The sequence below is a fragment of the Streptomyces sp. TSRI0281 genome (assembly GCF_001905125.1).
GTDB lineage: Bacteria > Actinomycetota > Actinomycetes > Streptomycetales > Streptomycetaceae > Streptomyces.
Window position 1 is genome coordinate 236,025 of record NZ_LWLE01000002.1, and the last position, 22,110, is coordinate 258,134.

18 protein-coding genes are annotated in these 22,110 nt (G+C 71.8%); 14 read left to right on the top strand and 4 right to left on the bottom strand.

Annotated features, from left to right (window positions below; translation table 11 throughout):
• Positions 1 to 117: 117 nt before the first annotated feature.
• Entirely contained in the window at positions 118 to 876 is a 759-nt protein-coding gene (locus A6A29_RS07630; RefSeq protein ID WP_073719203.1) for a GntR family transcriptional regulator, read from the top strand.
• A 159-nt stretch (positions 877 to 1,035) separates the two neighbouring features.
• On the opposite strand, the gene A6A29_RS07635 is transcribed toward A6A29_RS07630, so the two are convergent.
• A complete protein-coding gene (locus A6A29_RS07635; protein WP_073719358.1) occupies positions 1,036 to 1,818 on the bottom strand; it encodes a hypothetical protein in 783 nt (260 codons plus the stop codon).
• A 163-nt stretch (positions 1,819 to 1,981) separates the two neighbouring features.
• Positions 1,982 to 3,766 (bottom strand): PucR family transcriptional regulator ligand-binding domain-containing protein, encoded by a 1,785-nt coding sequence (locus A6A29_RS07640; RefSeq protein WP_073719204.1) that lies wholly within the window; start codon positions 3,764 to 3,766, stop codon positions 1,982 to 1,984.
• A 406-nt stretch (positions 3,767 to 4,172) separates the two neighbouring features.
• Here A6A29_RS07640 and A6A29_RS07645 point away from each other — a divergent pair, with 406 nt between their 5' ends.
• The 13 genes from A6A29_RS07645 (at position 4,173) to A6A29_RS07705 (ending at position 20,458) form a co-directional block, all read left to right on the top strand.
• The gene (locus A6A29_RS07645) at positions 4,173 to 5,063 is read left to right on the top strand and encodes an FAD binding domain-containing protein (RefSeq protein ID WP_073719205.1); all 891 of its coding nucleotides are present in this window, start codon (positions 4,173 to 4,175) and stop codon (positions 5,061 to 5,063) included.
• 2 nt (positions 5,064 to 5,065) lie between these two features.
• A complete protein-coding gene (locus A6A29_RS07650) occupies positions 5,066 to 5,662 on the top strand; it encodes a (2Fe-2S)-binding protein (RefSeq protein WP_073719206.1) in 597 nt (198 codons plus the stop codon).
• Positions 5,663 to 5,664: 2 nt separating this feature from the next.
• Entirely contained in the window at positions 5,665 to 8,082 is a 2,418-nt protein-coding gene (locus tag A6A29_RS07655) for a xanthine dehydrogenase family protein molybdopterin-binding subunit (protein ID WP_073719207.1), read from the top strand.
• 252 nt (positions 8,083 to 8,334) lie between these two features.
• Positions 8,335 to 9,780: an NCS2 family permease gene (locus A6A29_RS07660; protein ID WP_073719208.1), complete on the top strand. Its 1,446-nt coding sequence runs from the start codon at positions 8,335 to 8,337 to the stop codon at positions 9,778 to 9,780.
• Between the two features lie 37 nt (positions 9,781 to 9,817).
• Positions 9,818 to 10,957 carry an XdhC family protein gene (locus A6A29_RS07665; RefSeq protein ID WP_073719209.1) on the top strand — a complete coding sequence of 380 codons (1,140 nt, stop codon included), beginning with the start codon at positions 9,818 to 9,820 and terminating at the stop codon, positions 10,955 to 10,957.
• Positions 10,958 to 11,131: 174 nt separating this feature from the next.
• Positions 11,132 to 14,887, top strand: coding sequence for a S8 family serine peptidase (locus A6A29_RS07670; RefSeq protein ID WP_079182626.1), 3,756 nt, complete (start codon positions 11,132 to 11,134; stop codon positions 14,885 to 14,887).
• A 243-nt stretch (positions 14,888 to 15,130) separates the two neighbouring features.
• On the top strand, positions 15,131 to 15,433 hold the full coding sequence (locus A6A29_RS07675) for an urease subunit gamma (protein WP_073719211.1): 303 nt from the start codon (positions 15,131 to 15,133) through the stop codon (positions 15,431 to 15,433).
• A complete protein-coding gene (gene ureB / locus A6A29_RS07680; RefSeq protein ID WP_073719212.1) occupies positions 15,430 to 15,765 on the top strand; it encodes an urease subunit beta in 336 nt (111 codons plus the stop codon). Before A6A29_RS07675 ends, ureB begins: the two co-directional genes overlap by 4 nt.
• A 1-nt stretch (position 15,766) precedes the next feature.
• Positions 15,767 to 17,470 (top strand): urease subunit alpha, encoded by a 1,704-nt coding sequence (locus tag A6A29_RS07685; protein ID WP_073719213.1) that lies wholly within the window; start codon positions 15,767 to 15,769, stop codon positions 17,468 to 17,470.
• A complete protein-coding gene (locus A6A29_RS07690; RefSeq protein ID WP_073719214.1) occupies positions 17,470 to 18,135 on the top strand; it encodes an urease accessory protein UreF in 666 nt (221 codons plus the stop codon). The genes A6A29_RS07685 and A6A29_RS07690 overlap by 1 nt, the downstream gene beginning before the upstream one ends.
• Positions 18,128 to 18,892: an urease accessory protein UreG gene (gene ureG / locus A6A29_RS07695; protein WP_385729921.1), complete on the top strand. Its 765-nt coding sequence runs from the start codon at positions 18,128 to 18,130 to the stop codon at positions 18,890 to 18,892. Before A6A29_RS07690 ends, ureG begins: the two co-directional genes overlap by 8 nt.
• A complete protein-coding gene (locus tag A6A29_RS07700) occupies positions 18,889 to 19,641 on the top strand; it encodes an urease accessory protein UreD (protein WP_073719215.1) in 753 nt (250 codons plus the stop codon). Before ureG ends, A6A29_RS07700 begins: the two co-directional genes overlap by 4 nt.
• Positions 19,642 to 19,777: 136 nt before the next feature.
• Positions 19,778 to 20,458, top strand: coding sequence for a hypothetical protein (locus A6A29_RS07705; RefSeq protein ID WP_073719216.1), 681 nt, complete (start codon positions 19,778 to 19,780; stop codon positions 20,456 to 20,458).
• Here the strand turns inward: A6A29_RS07705 and A6A29_RS07710 are convergent.
• Positions 20,425 to 21,654, bottom strand: coding sequence for an MFS transporter (locus A6A29_RS07710; protein WP_073719217.1), 1,230 nt, complete (start codon positions 21,652 to 21,654; stop codon positions 20,425 to 20,427). The genes A6A29_RS07705 and A6A29_RS07710 overlap by 34 nt on opposite strands.
• Before the next feature lie 229 nt (positions 21,655 to 21,883).
• On the bottom strand, positions 21,884 to 22,027 hold the full coding sequence (locus tag A6A29_RS07715) for a hypothetical protein (RefSeq protein WP_241838371.1): 144 nt from the start codon (positions 22,025 to 22,027) through the stop codon (positions 21,884 to 21,886).
• Positions 22,028 to 22,110: the final 83 nt, after the last annotated feature.

Consider the following 22,110-nt stretch of genomic DNA (forward strand, 5'->3'; position numbering starts at 1 on the left):
AGGTAAGCCTTACCTTACCCGAAATGATCGATGTGTGAACTGGGGCCTCCTCGGCCTATCGTGCACAAAGGGCATGGCGTACGCGAGCCGGGCCCGCGGCTGGCCGAGGAGGTCCGGGTGGAGCAGGGCAGGGCGCGCGAGGACGTACGGCCGCCGTACGTCCTTGACGCGTACGCGGGCACGCCACCGGCCGTCCGGGTGCCCGAACAGGCACGCGGCGAGCACACCCACAGCGAGCCGCCCGCCCCCCGCGTCGTGCAGCGGCACTCGGTGCGCGGCCAGATCCTGGACGCCCTGCGCGCCGCCCTCGTCGACGGTGAACTGGTGCCCGGACAGGTCTACTCGGCCCCGGCGCTCGGCGCCCGGTTCGGTGTCTCCGCGACGCCGGTGCGCGAGGCGATGCAGCAGCTGGCCGTCGAGGGTGCCGTCGAGGTCGTGCCGAACCGCGGCTTCCGGGTCAGTGAGCGCGGACCGCGCGAACTGGCGGAGCTGGCCGAGGTGCGCGCCCTGATCGAGGTCCCGGTGATGCTGCGGCTGGCCCGCACCGTTCCGGCCGCCTGTTGGGGCGTGCTGCGCCCCCTGGCCGATGCCACCGTCGCGGCCGCCGCGGTGGGCGACCGGGCGAGCTACGCGGAGTCCGACCGGGCCTTCCACCGCGCGGTTCTCGCGCTCTCCGGCAACGAACAGCTGGTGATGGTCGCGGACGATCTGCACCGCCGTTCCCAGTGGCCGCTGGTCAGCCACCCGGCCACTCGCCAGGCCGACCTGCTCGCCGACGCCGCCGAACACATGGCGCTGCTCGACGCCCTCATCGCCCAGGACCTCGCCGTCGTGCAGTCCCTCGTACGCGAGCACTTCACGGGTGCGGACGGCTGATCCGGCAGCGGGGGTGCCGCGCGGACCTGCCCGCGCGGCACCCTTGCGTCACCGCCGCGACCGTGCGGCCCTCCGGCCACCGGTCACTTCACGCCCGCCCGGCCACCGCTTACTTCACGCCCGCCCGGCCACCGGCCCCTCACGCCCGCCCGGCCCGGCTCAGTTCGCCTCGGCCGTCTCCGGCGACGGGGGTTCCAGGCGTGGGGCCAGCCAGGTCGGTACGCCGCCGAGCAGCCGGAAGAGCCTGCCCGCCTCGGCGCGCAGCCGTGCCGCCTCCGGCTCCGGCTCGGCGTCCGCGAGGGAGATGAGCGCCGGGGCCGTACCCACGAGATAGCCCAGCTCCTCCCTTATCCGCAGGGACTCCGAGAAGCCGTGCCGGGCCTCGGCCACCTCGCCCTCCCGCAGCGCGAGCGAGGCCAGGTGCCGCCAGGTGAACGAGAGCAGCAGTTCGTCCCCCTGGGCCGTGGCACCGGCGTGCGCCCTGCGGTACGCGGCCCGCGCGGACTGCGGGGAGTCGGCGATGTTCTGGGCGATCAGCCCCCGGCGGAAGTCCAGCAGCGGCCGACCCGGAGCGGCGGGAGCGAGCAGGGCCGCCGCCCTGCTCAGCGCCACGCTGGCCTCGTCGGCCCTGTCGCGCGTCCCGAGGAGTGTCGACGCGTAGGCGAGATAGCCGCGTTCACAGGCCGCGGCACCGCGCTCGGCGTCGTCGTGCGCCAGGGCCTCGGCGGTGCGCAGCGCGTCCTCGGCGTCGGTCCAGCCCTGCCCGGTGTAGAGACATCGCTCGGTCAGCAAGGACGTCCGCTGGAGGGCGGCTGCCGGGTCGGTCGCCGCGTGCGGTTCGAGCAGAGCGGCCGCATCCGTCCAGCAGGCGCGTGACCGCAGCCGCCATACCGCTGTCTGGAGCGGCGGATCGTCATCGGCTGTCGTTCCGGAACCAGACATGGCGGTATACGCCACATTGCCCTCCCCGAGCGCGCCATTGAGCTGTTGAGTGTGGGCGCATCTCAGCACGGATTGGCACGCCGGGCCAAGAGGTCCGGCCGATGTCAGGTGAAAGAATTCACAATCGGCCGGACCTCGTCGGTGCTCCGGCGGGCCCGCGAGGTCAGCTCATACGCAGCGCGAGGAAGAAGTCGAGCTTGTCCTCCAGCCGGGAAAGGTCACGTCCCGTCAACTGCTCGATGCGGCCGACGCGGTAGCGCAGCGTGTTGACGTGGAGGTGCAGCCGGGCCGCGCAGCGGGTCCAGGAACCGTCGCAGTCCAGGAATGTCTCCAGCGTCTCGATCAGCTCGGCGCGGTGGCGCCGGTCGTAGTCGCGCAGCGGGTCCAGCAGCCGGGCGGTGAAGGCCCGGCGGACGTCGTCGGGCACGAAGGGCAGCAGCAGGACGTGCGAGGCCAGCTCGTGGTGCCCGGCCGCGCAGACCCGGCCCGGACGGGCCGCCGCCACCCGGCGGGCGTGCCGGGCCTCCTCCAGGGCGCCGCGCAACCCCTCGGCGGAATGCACCGCCGCGCTGACACCCAGTGTCAGGCGGCCGTCGTCCGCGAGTCCGGCGGAGAGCGGCTCGCGGACGGTGGCCAGCAGCACGTCGGCATGGAGCGCGGGGTCGCCCCCGGCCGGTGCGTCCTCGTCGGAAGCCGCGTCCGGGTCCGCCCCGGCGCTCCCGGCACCCGCGGTCACGGGGCTTCCGGCAGCCCCGGCGGGGACGGTGGAGGACAGCGGTACGAGGGCGATCGCCTCGTCGCCCGTGTGCGCGACGGCGATCCGGTCGGCGGAGTCCGGGCCGCTGACGGCCGGGTCCACCAGGATCTCCTCCAGCAGCGCCTGGGCGACGGGACCGCCCGCGATGTCCGGGGCGGAACCGGCGGACCCCGGTCCGGCCGGTGCGCCCTCGGCGGTCCAGTCGACCCGGGCCACGACGACCTGCCAGTGCGGCGCGGTTCCGAGCCCCGGCAGCAGGACCGGCGCGGCGACCCGCAGTCTGGCCGCGATCTCGGCCGGGGCGGCGCCCGCCTGGACCAGCTCCAGGACCTCCTGGGCGAGCCGGCGGCGTACCGTACGGGCCGCGTCGCGCCGGTCGCGTTCGACGGCGATCAACTGGGTGACGCCCTGGAGCAGATCGAGCCGGGCCGCCGGCCAGTCGCTCGCGTCGGCCTCGACGGCGAGCAGCCAGTCGGAGAGCACCGACTCGCGCACATCGCGGGAGGCGGGCAGGGCGCCCCGGCCGGTGTTCCGGATCGGGAACAGTGAATACGTCCTGTCGCCCACCGTCGTCCGGTGCGGTCCCCGTCGTCCGGTGCGGGTCGCGGCCAGATGCCGTCCGGCCAGCTCGGCCCCGACCCCGGGGGTCAGCGGCTCGCCGGCCCCTGCGATCTGCCGGCCGGTGGGCGAGAGCACCCAGGCCCGAAGATCCAGGTCGGAGGTGAGGAGGTCGAGGACCACCTCGGGGCCGCCGCCCGCCGGGCCCGAGGTCATCAGCCTGCGGTGCCGGTCGACGACAGCCGCCAGGTCCCCGGCCCGCTCGCCCGACACCTGGCGCACCACATGCTCGGTGATCGTTGCAAATGCCACGGTCTCGTTCACGGCGAAGAGGGGGAGGCGGTGGTGCCGGCACGCCTCGACCAGATCGCCCGGGATGTCGCCGAGTTCCGCCTCGCCCGCCGCGAGTCCGGCGACCTGGGCCCCCGCCAGAATCCGGACGAACGGCTCCGAGTCCGCCGCGTCACGGCGCCAGGCGAGACCGGTGAGGACCAGCTCGCCTCCCGAGAGGTAGCGGCTGGGGTCGCGCAGGTCGGTGGTCATGACGCCCCGGACCTTGCGGTCCAGTTCGGCCTCGCCGCCGAGCAGCCGCAGGCCCAGCGCGTCGGTGTCCAGCAGTGCGCGCAGCCGCATCTCGTTGCCGCCGTTCTTTCGGTTGAGGGAGAGGGGAAGTTCGGTTGAGGGAGAGGGGAGTGAGGGATCGCTTGAGGGGGGAGTGGATCGGCCGGAGGGAGGTACGGACCGGCCGAAGGGAGGAACCGGCCGGTCGGGTGGGAGGACGGGGCGCCGTGTGGGTGGGACGAGGGATACCGGGGATACCTGTGAATTGCGGAGAGGTTACTGATTCCCGCCATTCGTTCGAATCTACAAGACGAGGAAGGAGACCAGCCAACTCCTTCAGTGTTTCCGTGACTGCACCGGCAGGAGCTGGGCTTGTGTACTGGGCCACACACCGCGTGAACACCATAGGAACGAACCAGTCGAGGGCCGGCCGTCCCCAGCCCCAGCGAACGACCGATTGAGAAGAAGAGAGCCACTCATGGACTTCCTTCGCCCCGCCAGCTGGGAGGAGGCGCTCGCCGCCAAGGCCGAGCACCCCACGGCTGTTCCCATCGCGGGCGGCACCGATGTGATGGTCGAGATCAACTTCGACCACCGGCGGCCCGAGTATCTCCTGGACCTGAACCGCATCGGTGAGCTGTCCGAGTGGGAGGTGGGCCAGGAGAACGTACGGCTCGGCGCCTCCGTGCCGTACAGCGACATCATGGAGCACCTGCGGGCCGAGCTGCCCGGCCTGGCGCTCGCCTCGCACACCGTCGCCTCCCCGCAGATCCGCAACCGCGGCGGCGTCGGCGGCAACCTCGGCACCGCGTCGCCCGCCGGTGACGCCCACCCCGCCCTCCTCGCCGCGGGCGCCGAGGTCGAGGCCGAGTCCGTACGCGGCGTCCGGATGATCCCCATCGACGCCTTCTACACCGGCGTCAAGCGCAACGCACTGGCCCCGGACGAGCTGATCCGGGCCGTACACATCAAGAAGGCCGACGGGCCGCAGCAGTACTCCAAGGTCGGCACCCGCAACGCGATGGTCATCGCCGTCTGCGCCTTCGGCCTCGCCCTGCACCCCGGGACCCGCACGGTCCGCACCGGCATCGGCTCCGCCGCCCCGACCCCGGTCCGGGCCAAGGAGGCGGAGGAGTTCCTGAACGCCGCGCTCGAAGAGGGCGGGTTCTGGGAGAGCGGCAGGATCATCACCCCGTCGATCGCCAAGCAGTTCGCCGACCTCGCCTCCGGCGCCTGCAACCCGATCGACGACGTGCGGGGCACCGCGAAGTACCGCAGGCACGCGGTCGGCATCATGGCCCGCCGCACGCTCGGCTGGACCTGGGAGCAGTACCGCGGCGCGGGCCGCACCCTTGAGGGAGCTGCATAACCATGCGAGTGAATTTCACGGTCAACGGCCGTCAGCAGGAAGCCGACGACGTCTGGGAGGGGGAGTCCCTCCTGTACGTCCTGCGCGAGCGCATGGGTCTTCCCGGTTCCAAGAACGCCTGCGAGCAGGGCGAATGCGGCTCCTGCACGGTCCGCCTCGACGGTGTGCCGGTCTGTTCCTGTCTGGTCGCCGCCGGTCAGGTCGAGGGCCGCGAGGTCGTCACCGTCGAGGGGCTCGCCGACTACGCCAAGCACCGCGAGGACGCCCACCCCGGCGGCGGCTGCGCCTCCGGTTCCTGCGGCACGACGCTCGACGCCGCCCAGCGATGGCAGGCCGGGCCCGCCGACGGGCAGAGCGGCGAAGCCGTCGAACTGGCCCCCATCCAGCAGGCGTTCATCGACGCCGGAGCCGTCCAGTGCGGCTTCTGCACCCCCGGCCTGCTTGTCGCGGCCGATGAACTGCTGGAAGCACACCCCTCCCCGTCCGACCAGGACATCCGCGAGGCGCTCTCCGGGAACCTGTGCCGTTGCACCGGTTACGAGAAGATCCTCGACGCGGTCCGCCTCGCGGCCGCCCGTCAGGAAGAGGCGGTCCGATAGCCATGGCGCTGCATCCACGAGCCGCCACCGTCCCGGCCGGCACGCCCACCAAGATCACCCAGGGTTCGCCCACCAAGGGCGGCATCGGTGAGTCCACACTGCGCCCCGACGGCATCCTGAAGGTCACCGGAGAGTTCGCGTACTCCTCCGACATGTGGCACGAGGACATGCTGTGGGGCCACACGCTCCGCTCCACCGTCGCGCACGCGGAGATCAGGTCCATCGACATCGGCGAAGCCGTCGCGACGCCCGGCGTCTACGCCGTGCTGACCTACGACGACCTGCCCGCCGCGATGAAGAACTACGGCCTGGAGATCCAGGACACCCCGGTGCTGGCGCACGGCAAGGTCCGCCACCACGGTGAGCCGGTGGCGCTGGTCGCCGCCGACCACCCGGAGACCGCCCGCCGCGCCGCGGCCAAGATCAAGATCGACTACGCCGAACTGCCGGTCATCACGGACGAGGCGTCCGCGACCGCACCCGGCGCGATCCTGATCCACGAGGGCCGCGACGACCACCACATCGGCCATGTGCCGCACCCCAACATCGTGCACCGCCAGCCGATCATCCGCGGCGACGCCGACGCGGCCGCCGCACGGGCCGACGTCATCGTCACCGGCGACTACACCTTCGGCATGCAGGACCAGGCGTTCCTCGGCCCGGAGTCCGGGCTCGCCGTGCCCTCCGAGGACGGCGGCGTCGAGCTGTACGTCGCCACCCAGTGGCTGCACTCCGACCTCCGGCAGATCGCCCCCGTCCTCGGTCTGCCCGAGGACAAGGTCCGCATGACGCTCTCCGGCGTCGGCGGTGCCTTCGGTGGTCGCGAGGACCTGTCGATGCAGATCCACGCCTGCCTGCTGGCGCTGCGCACCGGCAAGCCCGTCAAGATCGTCTACAACCGGTTCGAGTCCTTCTTCGGGCACGTCCACCGGCACCCGGCGAAGCTCCACTACGAGCACGGCGCCACCAAGGACGGCAAACTCACGCACATGAAGTGCAGGATCGTCCTGGACGGCGGCGCCTACGCGTCGGCCTCCCCGGCGGTCGTCGGCAACGCCTCCTCGCTCGCGGTCGGCCCGTACGCCGTCGAGGACGTCGACATCGAGGCGATTGCGCTCTACACCAACAACCCGCCCTGCGGCGCCATGCGCGGCTTCGGCGCGGTCCAGGCGTGCTTCGCCTACGAGGCGCAGATGGACAAGCTGGCGGCCGAACTGGGCCTGGACCCGGTCGAGTTCCGGCAGCGCAACGCCATGGAGCAGGGCACCCTGCTGCCGACCGGCCAGCCCTGCGACTCGCCCGCCCCGGTCGCCGAACTCCTGCGCCGGGTCAAGTCCCGGCCGCTGCCGCCCGAGCGGCAGTGGCTGTCCGTCGACGCGGCGGGCAGCTCCGTCGATGTCCGCGACCTGCCCGGCGGCCTCTCCAACACCACACACGGTGAAGGCGTCGTCCGCGGTGTCGGCTACGCGGTGGGGCTGAAGAACGTCGGCTTCTCCGAGGGCTTCGACGACTACTCCACCGCACGGGTCCGGATGGAGGTCATCAACGGCGAACCGGTCGCCACCGTGCACACCGCGATGGCCGAGGTCGGCCAGGGCGGCGTCACCGTGCACGCCCAGATCGCCCGTACCGAACTCGGCGTCAGCCAGGTCACCATCCACCCGGCCGACACCCAGGTCGGCTCGGCCGGCTCCACCTCCGCCTCCCGCCAGACGTACGTCACCGGCGGCGCCGTGAAGAACTCCTGCGAGGCCGTACGCGAACAGGTCCTGGAGCTCGGACGGCGCAGGTTCGGCACGTACCACCCGGCCTGGGCCACCGCCGAACTGCTCCTGGAGGGCGGCAAGGTCGTCACCGACGGCGGCGAGGTGCTCGCCGATGTGGCCGATGTGCTCCGGGACGAGGCGATCGACGTCGAGCTGGAGTGGCGTCACCGGCCCACCGAGGCGTTCGACCTGCGCACCGGCCAGGGCAACGGCCACGTCCAGTACTCCTTCGCCGCACACCGCGCCGTCGTCGAGGTCGACACCGAGCTGGGCCTGGTCAAGGTCATCGAACTGGCCTGTGCCCAGGACGTCGGCAAGGCCCTCAACCCGCTCTCCGTGATCGGCCAGATCCAGGGCGGCTCCCTCCAGGGCATGGGCGTCGCCATCATGGAGGAGATCATCGTCGACCCGAAGACCGCGAAGGTGCGCAACCCGTCCTTCACGGACTATCTGCTGCCCACCATCCTCGACACCCCGACCATCCCGGTCGACGTGCTCGAACTGGCCGACGAGCACGCCCCGTACGGGCTCCGCGGCGTCGGCGAGGCCCCGACCCTCTCGTCCACCCCGGCCGTCCTCGCGGCGATCCGGAACGCGACGGGCCTGGAGCTCAACAGGACGCCGGTGCGCCCCGAGCACCTCACCGGCACCTGAGCCGCTCCCTCCTGAACTCTCCGGGCGGTGCGGCCTGCCGTGAACGTCACACTTCCCCGCGTACCGCACCGCCCGGAGACACCGAGTACCGCACCGCTCGCGGTCCTTCGCACTGCCTCAGTACATCCGTACCTGCATGAACCGTTCGCCTCGGGCCGTCCCCCGGGTCGTGCCGCCCAGCGCAGTCATCCCAAATCCCGCAATCAGTACTCTCCACGCGGGTGCCCCTGTGAACCTTGGGAGTCAGGCATCATGACCCAGCAGTCAGTGGAGCCGAAGACCGGTGCGGAGGACGCGGGCTCCGGCTCGCGCGTCCCCGCCGGAAGATCTTGGCTCGACCGGCACTTCCACATATCCGAACGAGGATCCACGGTCGCGCGTGAGGTGCGCGGCGGCGTCACGACCTTCATGGCCATGGCGTACATCCTCCTGCTCAACCCGCTGATCCTCGGCGGCAAGGACGTCGACGGCAACCTCCTCAGCCAGCCCGGACTGATCACCGCGACCGCCCTCGCGGCAGCCGCGACCACCCTCCTGATGGGTTTCGTCGGCAAGGTCCCGCTGGCGCTCGCCGCCGGACTCAGCGTCTCCGGCGTGCTGTCCTCGCAGGTCGCACCCGCTATGACCTGGCCGCAGGCCATGGGCATGTGTGTGATCTACGGTGTGGTGATCTGCCTCCTGGTGGTCACCGGCCTGCGCGAAATGATCATGAACGCGATCCCGCTCGCGCTCAAGCACGGCATCACCATGGGGATCGGGCTCTTCATCGCCCTCATCGGCCTCTACAAGGCCGGCTTCGTCCACCAGGGCAAGGCGACCCCGGTGTCGCTCGGCCCGGCCGGTGAACTCTCCGGCTGGCCCGTCCTGATCTTCTGCGTGACCCTGTTGCTGATCTTCATGCTGCAGGCCCGCGACATCCCCGGCGCGATCCTGATCGGCATCGTCGTCGGCACCGTGATCGCCATCGCCGTCAACGCGATCGCCGACGTCGACGCCAAGTCCTGGAGCAGCGGCCCGCCGGAGCTCAACGGCAGCGCGGTCTCCGCACCCGACTTCTCGCTCTTCGGACATGTGGAGTTCGGCGGCTGGGGCGACGTCGGAGTGATGATCGTCTTCACCCTGGTGCTGGCCGGCTTCTTCGACGCCATGGCCACCATCATCGGTGTCGGTACGGAGGCCAAGCTCGCCGACGACAAGGGCCGTATGCCGGGCCTGTCCAAGGCGCTGTTCATCGACGGTGCGGGCGGTGCCATCGGCGGAGTCGCCGGAGGCTCCGGCCAGACCGTGTTCGTCGAGTCGGCCACCGGTGTCGGCGAGGGGGCCCGGACCGGGTTCGCCGCCGTCATCACCGGACTCTTCTTCGCCGCCTGCCTGTTCTTCACCCCGCTCACCGCGATCGTGCCGACCGAGGTGGCCTCGGCCGCCCTCGTCGTCATCGGCGCCATGATGATGCAGAACGCCCGGCACGTGGACTGGGGCGACCGTTCCGTCGCCATCCCGGTCTTCCTCACCGTGGTCCTGATGCCCTTCACGTACACGATCACCACCGGTGTCGCCGCGGGTGTCATCTCGTACGCCGCCATCAAGCTCGCCCAGGGCCGGGCCCGCGAGGTCGGGGCCTTCATGTGGGGCCTGACGGTCATCTTCATCGTGTACTTCGCCCTCAATCCGATCGAGAGCTGGCTGGGCGTCCACTGACACCCGCCCCTCCCCACACCGCCCAAGGAGACACGACATGCTGGACATCGCCGAAGAGCTGCACCGGTGGGTCGGGCAGGGACGCGAGTTCGCCGTCGCCACCGTGGTGGCGGTCGGCGGCAGCGCCCCCCGGCAGCCGGGAGCCGCACTCGCCGTCGACCGCGACGGCTCGGCCATCGGGTCGGTCTCCGGCGGATGTGTGGAGGGCGCGGTGTACGAGCTGTGCCAACAGGCCCTCAAGGACGGCACAACCGTCCGGGAGCAGTTCGGCTACAGCGACGACGATGCCTTCGCGGTCGGTCTGACCTGCGGCGGCGTCATCGACATCCTGGTCACACCGGTGCGTGCGGACGACCCCGCACGCCCGGTGTTCGCGGCGGCGCTCGCGGCAGCCGCGGAGGGGGCGGCGGCCGCGGTCGCCAGGATCACCGACGGCCCCGCCGAACTCCTCGGCCGCCCGCTCCTCGTCCACCCTGACGGGTCGTACGAGGGCGGGCTCGGCGGCCATCGCGCACTGGACCGCACGGCGGCGGCCGAGACCAGGGCGATGCTGGACGCGGGCCGCACCGGCCCGCTCACCATCGGCGCGGAGGGCTCCCGCTGCGGCCGGCCCGTCCAACTGCTCGTGGAGTCCAGCGTTCCGCCGCCCCGCATGATCGTGTTCGGGGCCATCGACTTCGCCGCCGCCCTGGTGCGGGCCGGTTCCTTCCTCGGCTACCGGGTCACCGTCTGCGACGCCCGGCCGGTCTTCGCGACCCGGGCCCGTTTCCCGGACGCCGACGAGATCGTGGTCGACTGGCCGCACCGCTACCTCGCCGCCACCGAGGTGGACGCGCGCACGGTGCTCTGTGTCCTCACGCACGACGCCAAGTTCGATGTGCCCCTGCTGACCGCGGCGTTGAAGCTGCCGGTCGCGTACGTCGGGGCGATGGGCTCGCGCCGCACCCACCTGGAACGCAACGATCGGCTCCGCGAGGCCGGAGTCACCGAGCGCGAACTGGCCGCGCTGCACTCGCCGATCGGCCTCGACCTCGGTGCCCGTACGCCGGAGGAGACGGCCCTGTCGATCGCCGCCGAGATCGTCGCCGTCCGGCGCGGCGGCAGCGGCGTACCGCTCACCGGCGCCCACACCCCGATCCATCACGAAGGCGGCTCCCCGCTCGCCTCGGTGGCCTGAAGCCGAGGGAAACCGGTCCTGACTCCGGCCCGTCCCAGGCGCCGTCTCCGGCCTCGTCTCCGGACCGAAACCGGCCCCGCCGCGCCGTTCGCCGCCGGGCGGATTACCGCCACGGCGCATTCCTGCCAGCCAGGAACCGAACCGTAGTCGCTCATTTACCGGTAGATCAGCTGCATGACATTTTCCCCCTCCTCCGTTTCCGGCCGGGCGAGACCCGCTCGTACAGGACGCAGGGCGCTGCTCATAGCGACCTCCGTCGCACTCGTGAGCGGCGCCGTGCTCCCCGCCGCGGGCTCCGCCACCGCCGCCTCCGCACCGCGCTCCGCCGAGAGCCGCCACGAGGCCCGGGTCCAGAGCCACGACATCACCCTGATCACCGGGGACGTCGTGCACTACGTGGACGGCCCCGGCAACCAGGACACCGTCACCGTGGACCGCCCCGAGGGCGCGAACGGCGGCGTCCACGTCCAGCAGGCGGGCGACGACCTCTTCGTCCTGCCCGACGAGGCCACCGCGCTGCTCGCGGCCGGGAAGCTCGACCGGCGGCTGTTCAATGTCCCGGCCCTGGTGCGGATGGGGTACGACGACGCGGCCACGGGCGGCATTCCGCTGATCGCCACCTATGCGGTGAGCAAGGCCAAGGCACTGCCCGCGGCCCCGCGCGGAGCCAAGAAGGTCCGGACGCTCGGCTCCATCCACGGCGCGGCGCTGAAGGCCGACAAGGACGACGCCCGCGCCTTCTGGAGCGACATCGCGCGTACGGAGAAGGCCCGTTCGCTGGACAACGGCATTGCGAGGCTGTGGCTCGACGGCCGCTCCGAGGCCCTGCTCAAGGAGTCGGTGCCGCAGGTCAACGCCCCGCAGGCGTGGGCCGCGGGCTTCGACGGCAAGGGCACCAAGGTCGCGGTCCTGGACACCGGGATCGACGCCGGCCACCCGGACGTCAAGGACCGGATCCTGGAGTCCCGGAGCTTCGTGCCGGGCGAGGAGGTGGACGACAAGAACGGCCACGGTACGCATGTCGCGTCCACCATCGCCGGTTCGGGTGCCGCCTCCCAGGGCGACAACAAGGGCGTCGCGCCGGCCGCGGACCTCCTCGTCGGCAAGGTCCTCAGCGACGAGGGCTCCGGCGCAGATTCCGGCATCATCGAAGCCATGGAGTGGGCGAAGGCGGAAGGCGCCGACGTCGTCTCCATGAGCCTCGGCTCCCCGGTTCCGGACGACGGCTCCGACCCGATGTCGCAGGCCGTCGACGCCCTGTCGGCCGACGGTGGTCCGCTGTTCGTGATCGCCGCGGGCAACGCGTACGGCGCGGGCACCATCGGCTCGCCCGGCTCGGCGCAGAAGGCCCTCACCATCGCGGCCGTCGACAAGCAGGACAACCGGGCGGACTTCTCCTCCATGGGCCCGCTGGTCAACAGCCACGGTCTCAAGCCCGACCTGTCCGCCCCCGGCGTCGACATCAACGCGGCGGCCTCGCAGTCGGTCCCCGGCATCGAGGGCATGTACCAGTCGATGTCCGGTACGTCGATGGCCACCCCGCATGTCGCGGGCGCCGCGGCGATCCTGAAGCAGCGTCACCCCGACTGGTCCGGCCAGCGCATCAAGGACGCGCTGATGAGCTCGTCCGAGGCGCTGCCCGACTACACCCCGTACGAGCAGGGCACCGGCCGGCTGGATGTGAAGGCGGCGATCGACACGACGATCGAGGCCACCGGCTCCGTCGAGGTCGCCTCGTACAACTGGCCGCACAGCCCCTCCGACCCGGTCACCGAGCGGACCATCACCTACCGCAACACGGGTGACAAGGACGTCACGCTCGGCCTGGCCACCGACACGGACGCGGCCGCGTACACCCTCTCCACCTCCACGCTGACCGTCCCGGCGGGCTCCACCGCCGAGGCCGTGCTGTCGCTGGACCCCTCCGAGGTCGCGAACAACACCCAGTTCTCCGGCCAGGTCCTCGCCAAGGACGCGGCGGGCACGGTCGTCGCGCACACCGGCTTCGCCCTCAACAAGGAGCAGGAGCTCTACGACCTGACCCTGAAGCTCCGCGACCGCGCGGGCAAGCCGATGGACGGACAGGTCGTCCTCGCCGCGCTAGGCGACCCGCAGCTGGGCGTCGTCAACGTCCCCGGTGACACGACCCTGCGGCTGCCCCCGGGCAACTACACCGCCTGGAGCACCGCGGAGATCGACGGCGACCGGGCCGACTCGAAGGGCATCGCGTTCCTCGCGGCCCCCGAGACGATCCTGGACAAGTCCACCACCGTCACCCTCGACGCCTCGAAGGCCCGCAAGGTCAGTGTGCGGACGCCGAAGGAGACCGAGACCCGCCAGCTGCGCTATGACATGGCACGCACCGCCCCGGACGGCACCGTCCAGCGCGACGCGTACCAGATCCCGCTGATCTACGACCAGTTGTGGGCGAGCCCGACCAAGAAGGTCACCCAGGGCAGTTTCAGCTTCCTGACCCGCTGGCGCCAGAGCGAGGAACTGATCGACCTGACGGCCGACGGCCATGACGTCCCCGTCTTCGTGCAGGGCGGCTCCGCCGTCGCCGAGGACAGCGAGCAGAAGCTGACCGGTGTCTTCGCCGGCAACGGCGCCGCGGCCGACTACCGGGGCGTCAACGCCAAGGGCAAGGCCGTCGTGGTCAACCGCAGCGACGCGGTCACCCCCGCCGAGCGGCTGGCGGGCGCGCTGGCGGCGGGCGCCAAGGCGCTCTTCGTCGTCAACGACGGCCGCGGGGTCGCGATGGAGTCCTACGTCCCGTACGGCGAGCAGACCACCATCCCGGTCGCCTCGGTGCAGAAGACCGCGGGCGGGACGCTGATCAAGGCGGCGCAGCGCGGCAAGAAGCTCTCCGTCGACCAGAAGAAGTTCGCGAGCTACGTCTACGACCTGGTCGACCGTCACGACGGCACGATCCCCGACCGCTCGCTGGCCTTCGCCCCGTCGGTCCGTCAGCTGGCGAAGGTGGAGAACACCTTCTACGGCCACAAGGCGGCGCTCGGCGCCGGATACCGCTACGACATCCCGGACTACGGCCCCGGTCTCGGCTTCGAGGAGTACGAGAAGTTCCCGGGCACCCGCACCGAGTGGGTCAACCCGCTGCCGGGCGACTCCTTCTGGTACGAGAACCACGCGGTGCTCAACGCCGACGCCTCCGGTACGGGACACGAGATGCGCAGCGCGGAGCTGGACTACAAGGCGGGCAGGACCTACCGCGACGACTGGTTCGCGCCGGTGGTCGGCCCCCGTCTCGGCACCGGCTACTGGGGTCCCTTCCGCACCGCCCGCAACGACGTCCAGTTCAACATCACGCCGTGGACCGACTCGGGCGAGGGCCACTCCGGCTCGATGCCGGAGGACGAGTACGACACCACCTCGTACGGCTTCTACCAGGGCGACACACTGATCAAGAAGGGCGCGGGCCGGGCCGGATACGCCTGGGACCTGTCGGCGGAGAAGCTGCCGTACCGCCTGGTCATCGACTCCGTCCGGGACGCGGAGACCTGGAAGACCTCGACCCGTACGCACACCGAGTGGAACTTCGTCTCGGGTGCCCTGGACGAGAACGGCCCGTATCAGGCCGACATCCCGCTGCTCCAGCTGGACTACGCCGTGGACACCGACCTGGCCGGTGACGTCAAGGCCGGCAAGTGGACCGAGGTCGGTCTGGAGGCCGGTACCCAGGCGTGGCTGGACGGCGCGGTGAAGGCGACGAAGGCCTCGCTGTCCGTCAGCTATGACGAGGGCAGGTCCTGGAGCGCGGCAGAGCTGCGCAAGGGCTCGTCGGGCACATGGACCGCGAAGTTCAGGACGCCCGGGAAGGGTGCCGCCTCGGTTTCGCTCAAGGTGCGCGCCGAGGGCCCCGGCGGTCTGGCCGTCGACCAGGAGATCATCAAGGCGTTCGGCCTGAAGTGACCTGCTGAGAGAACCATGTGAGGTGGTTCCGCGGCCCCGGCGGGGGCCGCGGGGCCACCTCTCTTTACGTTTTCTTGAAGATTGAAATTTGTCTACTTTGCCCGTATATGGCGGTCGATAACCCCAGAAAGGGACTTTTTGCGGTGCGGAGCGAGTTGCCACGGGCCTGCTCGGAGGCTTATAAGAGGAACGTGGCCGAGGCGATTCCGGGAATTCCGGGGACTGCCGCCATGGAGGTTTCCCATGTTTCTCACTCCGTCCGACACGGAGAAATTGCTGCTGAGCGTCGCCGGAATGGTCGCCCGGGACCGGCGTGAGCGCGGCGTCCGCCTCAACTACCCCGAGGCCGTCGCCCTGCTCGCCTGCTGGGCCATGGAACGAGCCCGCGAAGGCGCCCCCGTCAGCGACCTCATGACCGCGGGCCGCACCGTCCTGACCCGCGCTGACGTGCTCGAAGGCGTCCCCGAGATGCTGCACGACGTCCAGGTCGAGGCGACCTTCCCCGACGGGCGCAAGCTCGTCACGATCACCTCGCCGATCCCGTGATCCCCGGCGAGATCCGGACCGGATCCGGTGTACTGAAAATCAACGACACGCTTACCAAATTGCAGCTCACCGTAGTAAATGACGGTGACCGGCCCATTCAGGTCGGTTCGCACCTGTATTTCTCCGACGCGAATCCGGCGCTTTCCTTCGACCGCGGTACGGCCGAGGGATTCCGCCTCGATATTCCGTCAGGTACATCGCTGCGTTTCGAACCCGGGGTCGGCGCCGACGTCACCCTCGTCGAACTCGGCGGCCGCCGACACGTGCCCGGCATCGTGGTGCCCGGCACCCGCGTCCCCGGCACCCGAACCGCACAGACGGAGACCGTGTGACATGGCACAGATGACCCGCGCCGCCTACGCGGCGCTCTACGGACCCACCACCGGGGACCGCGTCCGGCTCGCCGACACCGATCTGTGGATCGAGGTGGAGGAGGACCGCTGCTTCGGCGGCGACGAGGCCGTGTTCGGCGGCGGCAAGTCCATCCGTGAATCGATGGCCCAGGCCACCACCTCACGCGCCGAGGGCGCCCTCGACCTCGTCATCACCAACGTCGTCGTCCTCGACCACTGGGGCATCGTCAAGACCGACATCGGCGTCCGGGCCGGCCGGATCGTCGCCCTGGGCCGCTCGGGCAACCCCGACATCAGCGACGGTGTCCACCCCGACCTGGTCATCGGCCCCGGCACCGACGTGGTCTCCGGTGAGGGGCGTGTCCTCACCGCCGGAGCCGTCGACACCCACGTCCACTTCCTGATGCCGGAAACCCTCCAGGAGGCCCTCGCCACCGGCACCACCACCGTGATCGGCGGCGGCACCGGAGCCACCGAGGCGTCCAAGGCCACCACCGTCACCCCCGGCGCGTGGAACCTCGCGATGATGCACCGGTCCCTGGACCGCGTCCCGCTCAACATCATGCTGTTCGGCAAGGGTTCCACCGTCGGCGAGGACGCCCTGCGCGAGGCCGCCCTCGGCGGCGCCGGAGGTTACAAGGTCCACGAGGACTGGGGCGCCACCCCCGCCGCGATCGACGCCGCGCTGAAGGCGGCCGACGCCTACGGCCTCCAGGTCGCCCTGCACGCCGACAGCCTCAACGAGGTCGGCTACGTCGAGGGAACCCTCGACGCTATCGCCGGACGGGGCATCCACGTCTTCCACGCCGAAGGCGCGGGCGGCGGCCACGCACCCGACATCATCACCGTCGCCTCGCACCCCAACGTGCTTCCCGCGTCCACCAATCCGACGCTCCCGCACACCGTCAACACCGTCGCCGAACACCTCGACATGCTGATGGTCTGCCACCACCTCAACCCGCGCGTCCCCGAGGACCTGGCCTTCGCCGAGTCCCGCATCCGCGCCACCACCATCGCCGCCGAGGACGTCCTCCACGACATCGGCGCCCTCTCCATCACCTCCTCCGACGCCCAGGCCATGGGCCGCATCGGGGAAGTCGTCTGCCGCACCTGGCAGGTCGCCCATGTGATGAAGCAGCGCTTCGGCGACCGGGGCTCCGCACTCCCCGCCGACAACGAGCGCGCCCGCCGCTACGTCGCCAAGTACACGATCTGCCCCGCTGTCGCCCACGGCATCGACCATGTCGTCGGCTCCGTGGAACCGGGCAAGCTCGCCGACCTCGTGCTCTGGGACCCCGCCTTCTTCGGCATCCGCCCGGCGGCCGTGATCAAGGGCGGCATGGTGGTGTACGCCCCCCTCGGCGACGCCAACGCGGCCATCCCCACCACCCAGCCGGTGCTGCTCCGCGCCACCGCGGCGGCCGGCGCCGCCCCGCATCTGTCGGTCAGCTTCGTCGCCCCCGCCGCGCTGGAGGACGGGCTCGCCGAACGCCTCGGCCTGGAACGGGAACTGGTCGCCGTACGTCCCACCCGCCACCTCACCAAGGCGGACCTGCCGAACAACACGGCGCTCCCGGCCATCGACGTGGACCCGGAGACCTTCGCCATCCGCATCGACGGGGAGCTCGTCGAGCCCGCCCCCGCCGCCGAACTGCCGCTGACCCAGCGGTACAGCATGTTCTGATGGGTGCGCTCGCCCGGCTCCTGCTGGCCGACGGACGGCTCCCGGTCGGCGCCTACACCTACAGCGCGGGCCTCGAACCGGCCGTCGCCGCGGGACTCACCCGCGACCGCCTTCCCGCACTCCTGCGGGCCCGGCTGCACACCACAGCGGTCACCGAAGCGGCCGCCGCCGTCCTCGCCCTGCGCGCCGCCCGGCAGGACCCGGTGGACTACGGGCCCGTACAGCACGCGCTCGTGGCCCGCACCCCGGTCGCACCGCTGCGCGCGGCGTCCGCCACGCTCGGCCGGGGCGTGCACCGCCTCGCGCGGCGGCTGGCCCCGGACCACCCGGCGGTCACCGCCCTGTCCACGGTCCGGCCACGCCCGCTGCGGCCCGTCACGCTCGGCGCACTGGGCGCCGTCATGACGGTGTCCGAGGACGAACTGGCCCAGGCGGTCGTCTACGACGAACTCCAGACCATCACCTCGGCCGCCCTCAAACTGCTGCCCGGCGACCCGCTCGACCCGGTCGCCTGGATCCTCGCCGCCGAGCCGGACGCCGCCGCCGCGGTGGCCGCCGCCCTCGCCGTACGGACCCCGGGCGAACTGCCCGCCCCCACGGCCCTGCTCACCGAACAGTGGGCACTCGAACACGACCGACGCGAACGGAGACTTTTCCTTGCCTGACAACCACGCCCACGCCCACGCTCCGACCCACGCCCCCACCGGCGACCACGACGACCGGCCCAACCCCCACTTCCACGAGCCCCTGAACCAGCCCCGCGCCCTGCGGCTCGGCGTGGCCGGCCCGGTCGGCACCGGCAAGAGCTCCATCCTGGCCACGCTCTGCCGCGAACTCGCCGGGGAACTGTCCATGGCCGTCGTCACCAACGACATCTACACCGACGAGGACGCCCGTTTCCTCCGCTCGGCGGGCGTCCTGCCCACCGAACGCATCCGCGCCGTCGAGACCGGGGCGTGCCCGCACACCGCGATCCGCGACGACGTCAGCGCCAACCTCGACGCCGTCGAGGACCTGGAGGAGGCGTACGGGCCGCTCGACCTGGTCCTCGTGGAGAGCGGCGGTGACAACCTGACGGCCACCTTCAGCCCCGCCCTGGCCGACGCGCAGCTCTTCTGCATCGATGTCGCGGGCGGCGGCGACGTGGCCCGCAAGGGCGGCCCCGGAATCACCGGCGCGGACCTCCTGATCATCAACAAGACCGACCTCGCCCCGTACGTGGAGGTCGACGTGGCCGCCATGGTCGCCGACGCCGAGGCGGCCCGCGACGGCCTCCCCGTGCTGGCCCTGTCCAAGAAGGACCCGGTCTCGGTCGCCGAACTGGCCGACTGGGTACGCGCGTTGCTCGCCCGGCACCGCTCGGGCACCCACATCCCCACCGACCCGGGCCCGATGGCACCGCACAGCCACGCCCACCCGTGAACCACCGGACGGGGGGCGCCGCCGAGCCGACGGTGCTCACCGTCGAGCGCGACGACGCGGGCCGCCACCTCGCCCGGGACCTCACACCCGGCGCCTTCCTGGCTCCCCGCCCGCTCCTCCCGGACCCGGACGCCCTGCACATCGCCCTCGTCGGCACCCGGGCCGGCCTCCTCGCGGGCGACGACCTCGCGCTGCACATCACGGTCGGCCCGGGGGCCAGGCTGCGCCTCGTCGAACCGTCCGGCCTCGTCGCGTACGACCATCGCGGCGGCACATCGACGTGGCGGGCCCGGATCGAGATCGCGGAGGGCGGTGAACTGCACTGGGACGCCCGGCCGTTCGTGATCTCGGCCGGGGCGGACGTGGAGCGCTCCATGGACGTGACCCTGGCCGCCGGAGCCCGGATGCTGTGGCGCGAGACCCTGGTGCTGGGCCGCACCGGCGAACGCGGCGGAAGCCTGCGCGCGCGGACCCACGCCACGTACGACGGCCGGGAACTGCTGGTCGAGGACCTGGATCTGCGGGACGCGGAGATCCGCGAACTGCCCGGTCTCCTCGGCCCGAACCGCGTCATCGGCTCCGTCACCGCCCTCGGCACCGTCCCCGAGGCGCCGCCGCACCCCTACCGCACGGACCTGGCGGGCCCCGGATCGCAGGTGCGGCTGCTGGACACGGTGGCCCCGGCGGTGGAGGCCGAACTGACGGCGGTCTGGGAGGCATGGCGGGCCGCACCGCCCGGGGACGGGTGAAGACCCCGGGCGCGGGCGCGCGGACCCCGGCCCGCCCCGGACCCGGCCCGGTGCCCCGACCGTGACCCGGGCCGTCGAAGTGGAACCGGGGGTACCGCCCGACGGGGCGGGAGGACCGGTGCGGTTGGATGGCCGCATGAGCGTTCATGACGTGGCCCGCAGGCTGCCGGACATACCCGTCCTCACCGACCTCTGCCGCTCGATGGCGATGCTGGACGCCGTCCTGTGCCCGGAATGGGACCACCGGTGGCACAGCTACGACGCGCGGTGGTCCGCGTCGGAGGCCATGGCCTCCATGCGGGACGGGTCGGGCAACGAGTACTCCCTCGTGCTCGCGCCCGCCGGTGCCTACCTCCGCGGGTTCGACCACGAATCACCGATGAGCCCCTACGTCGACGACGCACCCTGGCCCGGAGTGCTCGACGACGTCCCGCCGGTCTTCCGGCGGTACGTCGACGAGCCCTCGTTCACGGACGAGCACGGTATGCCCGTCGTCACCGCGTGCCTCTGGCGGCAGCAGGGCGACGACCGGTGGCGTGCGGGCGCCATCGACTTCCCGGAGGACGGCGAGGAGTCCGACGGCGCGGACTGGCTCTTCCAACTCCTCGTCGCGGGAAGCCCGGAGAGCTACCGGGAGTGGGCCGAGGACTACTTCGAGACGACGGTGGACCTCGACGCGGTACGCCATGTCTTCGCACTGCGCCCGCTGACCGACGATATCGTCCTCGCCCTGAACCCCGAGCGGCTGCCCGAGGACCTGGCCGAGGACATCAAGGACATCGGCTACCCGGTCACCTCCACCGGCCTGCGGGCCTGAGACCGGCGGGCGAGAACCGTCGCACCGATCAGGACGGGGACCGCCGAGAGGGTGAAGCACACGGCCAGGGGCAGGCGGCCCACCAGCAGCCCCGCCCCGGCCGTGCCCGCCGAGATCCCCGCGTTGAGCGCGGTGTTGACCCAGGCACCGGCCCGGGTCCGGCTGTCGCTCCCGACGGACTCGTCCGCGAGCAGATAGGCGGTGGTCAGGGCCGGGGCCACGAACAGCCCGGCCACCGCGACCATCCCCACCAGCACCGGAACGCTCGGCGAGAGCCCCGCGGCGATCAGCGCCGCCCCCAGCGCACCGCTGAACACCCCCAGCCGCACCCGGTTGGACAGGCGCCACGGGACGGCGCCGTGGACGAGGCCGCCGAACGCACTGCCCGTCGAGAGAGCGGCCAGCACCCAGGCCACCGCCGAGCCCTGGTGGCGCTGCTCGGTGAACGCCACCACGAGCAGATCCAGCGCACCGAGGCACAGCCCCACCCCGCCCATCATCAGCACGGCGTGCCGCAGCCCGCCCACGCGGCTCAGGAGGGTCCGGCCGTCGCCCGGCACGGCGGCGGAATCGGGTCCGGGCGGGCGCGCGCCGATGTCCCGGACGGCCGGGCAGTACGCCAGTGCGAGCGTCCCGGTCAGCACCAGCCCGGAGCTGATGGCCACGCCCGCCGCGGGCGTGGCGAACTCGACCAGCAGCCCGACCAGCAACGGCCCGCCGACGAGCAGCAGTTCCTCCGCCACGGCGTCCAGGCTGTAGGCGCGGCGCAGCAGCTCGCGATCCGGTACGAGGATGCTCCACACGGTACGCATGACGGGCCCGAGCGGCGGCGTGCAGAGCCCGGCGGCCAGCGCCAGCGCCCCCAGTCGCAGCCCGGACGCGCCGGGCTGCCAGGTGGCCTGGGCCAGCAGGACCAGCACCGACGCGTACGCGCCGGCCATCCAGGGCAGCGCCCTGCGCGGACCGTAGCGGTCGATGAGCGCGGCACGGGCGGGCGAGAGCAGCACGCTCGCGGCGCCGAACAGGGCCATCACGAGCCCTGCGACGGAATAGGAGCCGGTGGTGTTCTTGACCGCCAGCAGCAGCGCGAGGGGCACCATTCCGTAGCTGAGCCGCCCCAGCAGCGCCGCACCGAAGGCGCTCGGTGCGTGGCGGGTGCGCAGGACGCCGGCGTAGGAAGGGGGAGACGATGACATGAGGGCGTTCCTCGGAGAGGCGGCGCGCGGTCCGGGCGCCGAAACGTACGGGGACACGGAACTACCGGACCCGCGAAGCGGGTGCGGTCGGCGCGGCGTCCTACGCACGGAGGAGGAACATGGGCGCCACTGTAGCGGGGCTCGGACAGGCGTACGGGCCGTAAACGTACTTTCCCTCCGGACCCGCGGAGGGCCGGGGCGTACCCGCAGATCCGCCCGGCCCCGGCCGCTACTTCCTGCGCTCCCGGCGGGACTTGGCCCGCTTCTCCATCGCCTTGCGGCGCTCGACGGTGTACTTCGACCAGTCGCCCCGGTGGCGGTCGCACCGGGAGGCACCCAGCATCGCCAGCCGTCGGCACCGGGTCCCCCTCATCGTCGGTGCTCCGCAGATGGACTGAGTACGAGCCATGCTGAACCGCCCCCTGAGCTGGGTCGACATATGCCGGACCCGCTCAG

Coding starts and splice junctions, on each gene's coding strand:
- A6A29_RS07635 (WP_073719358.1), bottom strand. CDS start 1,818: ATGTCTGGTTCCGGAACGACAGCCGATGACGATCCGCCGCTCCAGACA.
- A6A29_RS07640 (WP_073719204.1), bottom strand. CDS start 3,766: ATGCGGCTGCGCGCACTGCTGGACACCGACGCGCTGGGCCTGCGGCTG.
- A6A29_RS07645 (WP_073719205.1), top strand. CDS start 4,173: ATGGACTTCCTTCGCCCCGCCAGCTGGGAGGAGGCGCTCGCCGCCAAG.
- A6A29_RS07650 (WP_073719206.1), top strand. CDS start 5,066: ATGCGAGTGAATTTCACGGTCAACGGCCGTCAGCAGGAAGCCGACGAC.
- A6A29_RS07655 (WP_073719207.1), top strand. CDS start 5,665: ATGGCGCTGCATCCACGAGCCGCCACCGTCCCGGCCGGCACGCCCACC.
- A6A29_RS07660 (WP_073719208.1), top strand. CDS start 8,335: ATGACCCAGCAGTCAGTGGAGCCGAAGACCGGTGCGGAGGACGCGGGC.
- A6A29_RS07665 (WP_073719209.1), top strand. CDS start 9,818: ATGCTGGACATCGCCGAAGAGCTGCACCGGTGGGTCGGGCAGGGACGC.
- A6A29_RS07670 (WP_079182626.1), top strand. CDS start 11,132: ATGACATTTTCCCCCTCCTCCGTTTCCGGCCGGGCGAGACCCGCTCGT.
- A6A29_RS07675 (WP_073719211.1), top strand. CDS start 15,131: ATGTTTCTCACTCCGTCCGACACGGAGAAATTGCTGCTGAGCGTCGCC.
- A6A29_RS07685 (WP_073719213.1), top strand. CDS start 15,767: ATGGCACAGATGACCCGCGCCGCCTACGCGGCGCTCTACGGACCCACC.
- A6A29_RS07690 (WP_073719214.1), top strand. CDS start 17,470: ATGGGTGCGCTCGCCCGGCTCCTGCTGGCCGACGGACGGCTCCCGGTC.
- A6A29_RS07705 (WP_073719216.1), top strand. CDS start 19,778: ATGAGCGTTCATGACGTGGCCCGCAGGCTGCCGGACATACCCGTCCTC.
- A6A29_RS07710 (WP_073719217.1), bottom strand. CDS start 21,654: ATGTCATCGTCTCCCCCTTCCTACGCCGGCGTCCTGCGCACCCGCCAC.
- A6A29_RS07715 (WP_241838371.1), bottom strand. CDS start 22,027: ATGAGGGGGACCCGGTGCCGACGGCTGGCGATGCTGGGTGCCTCCCGG.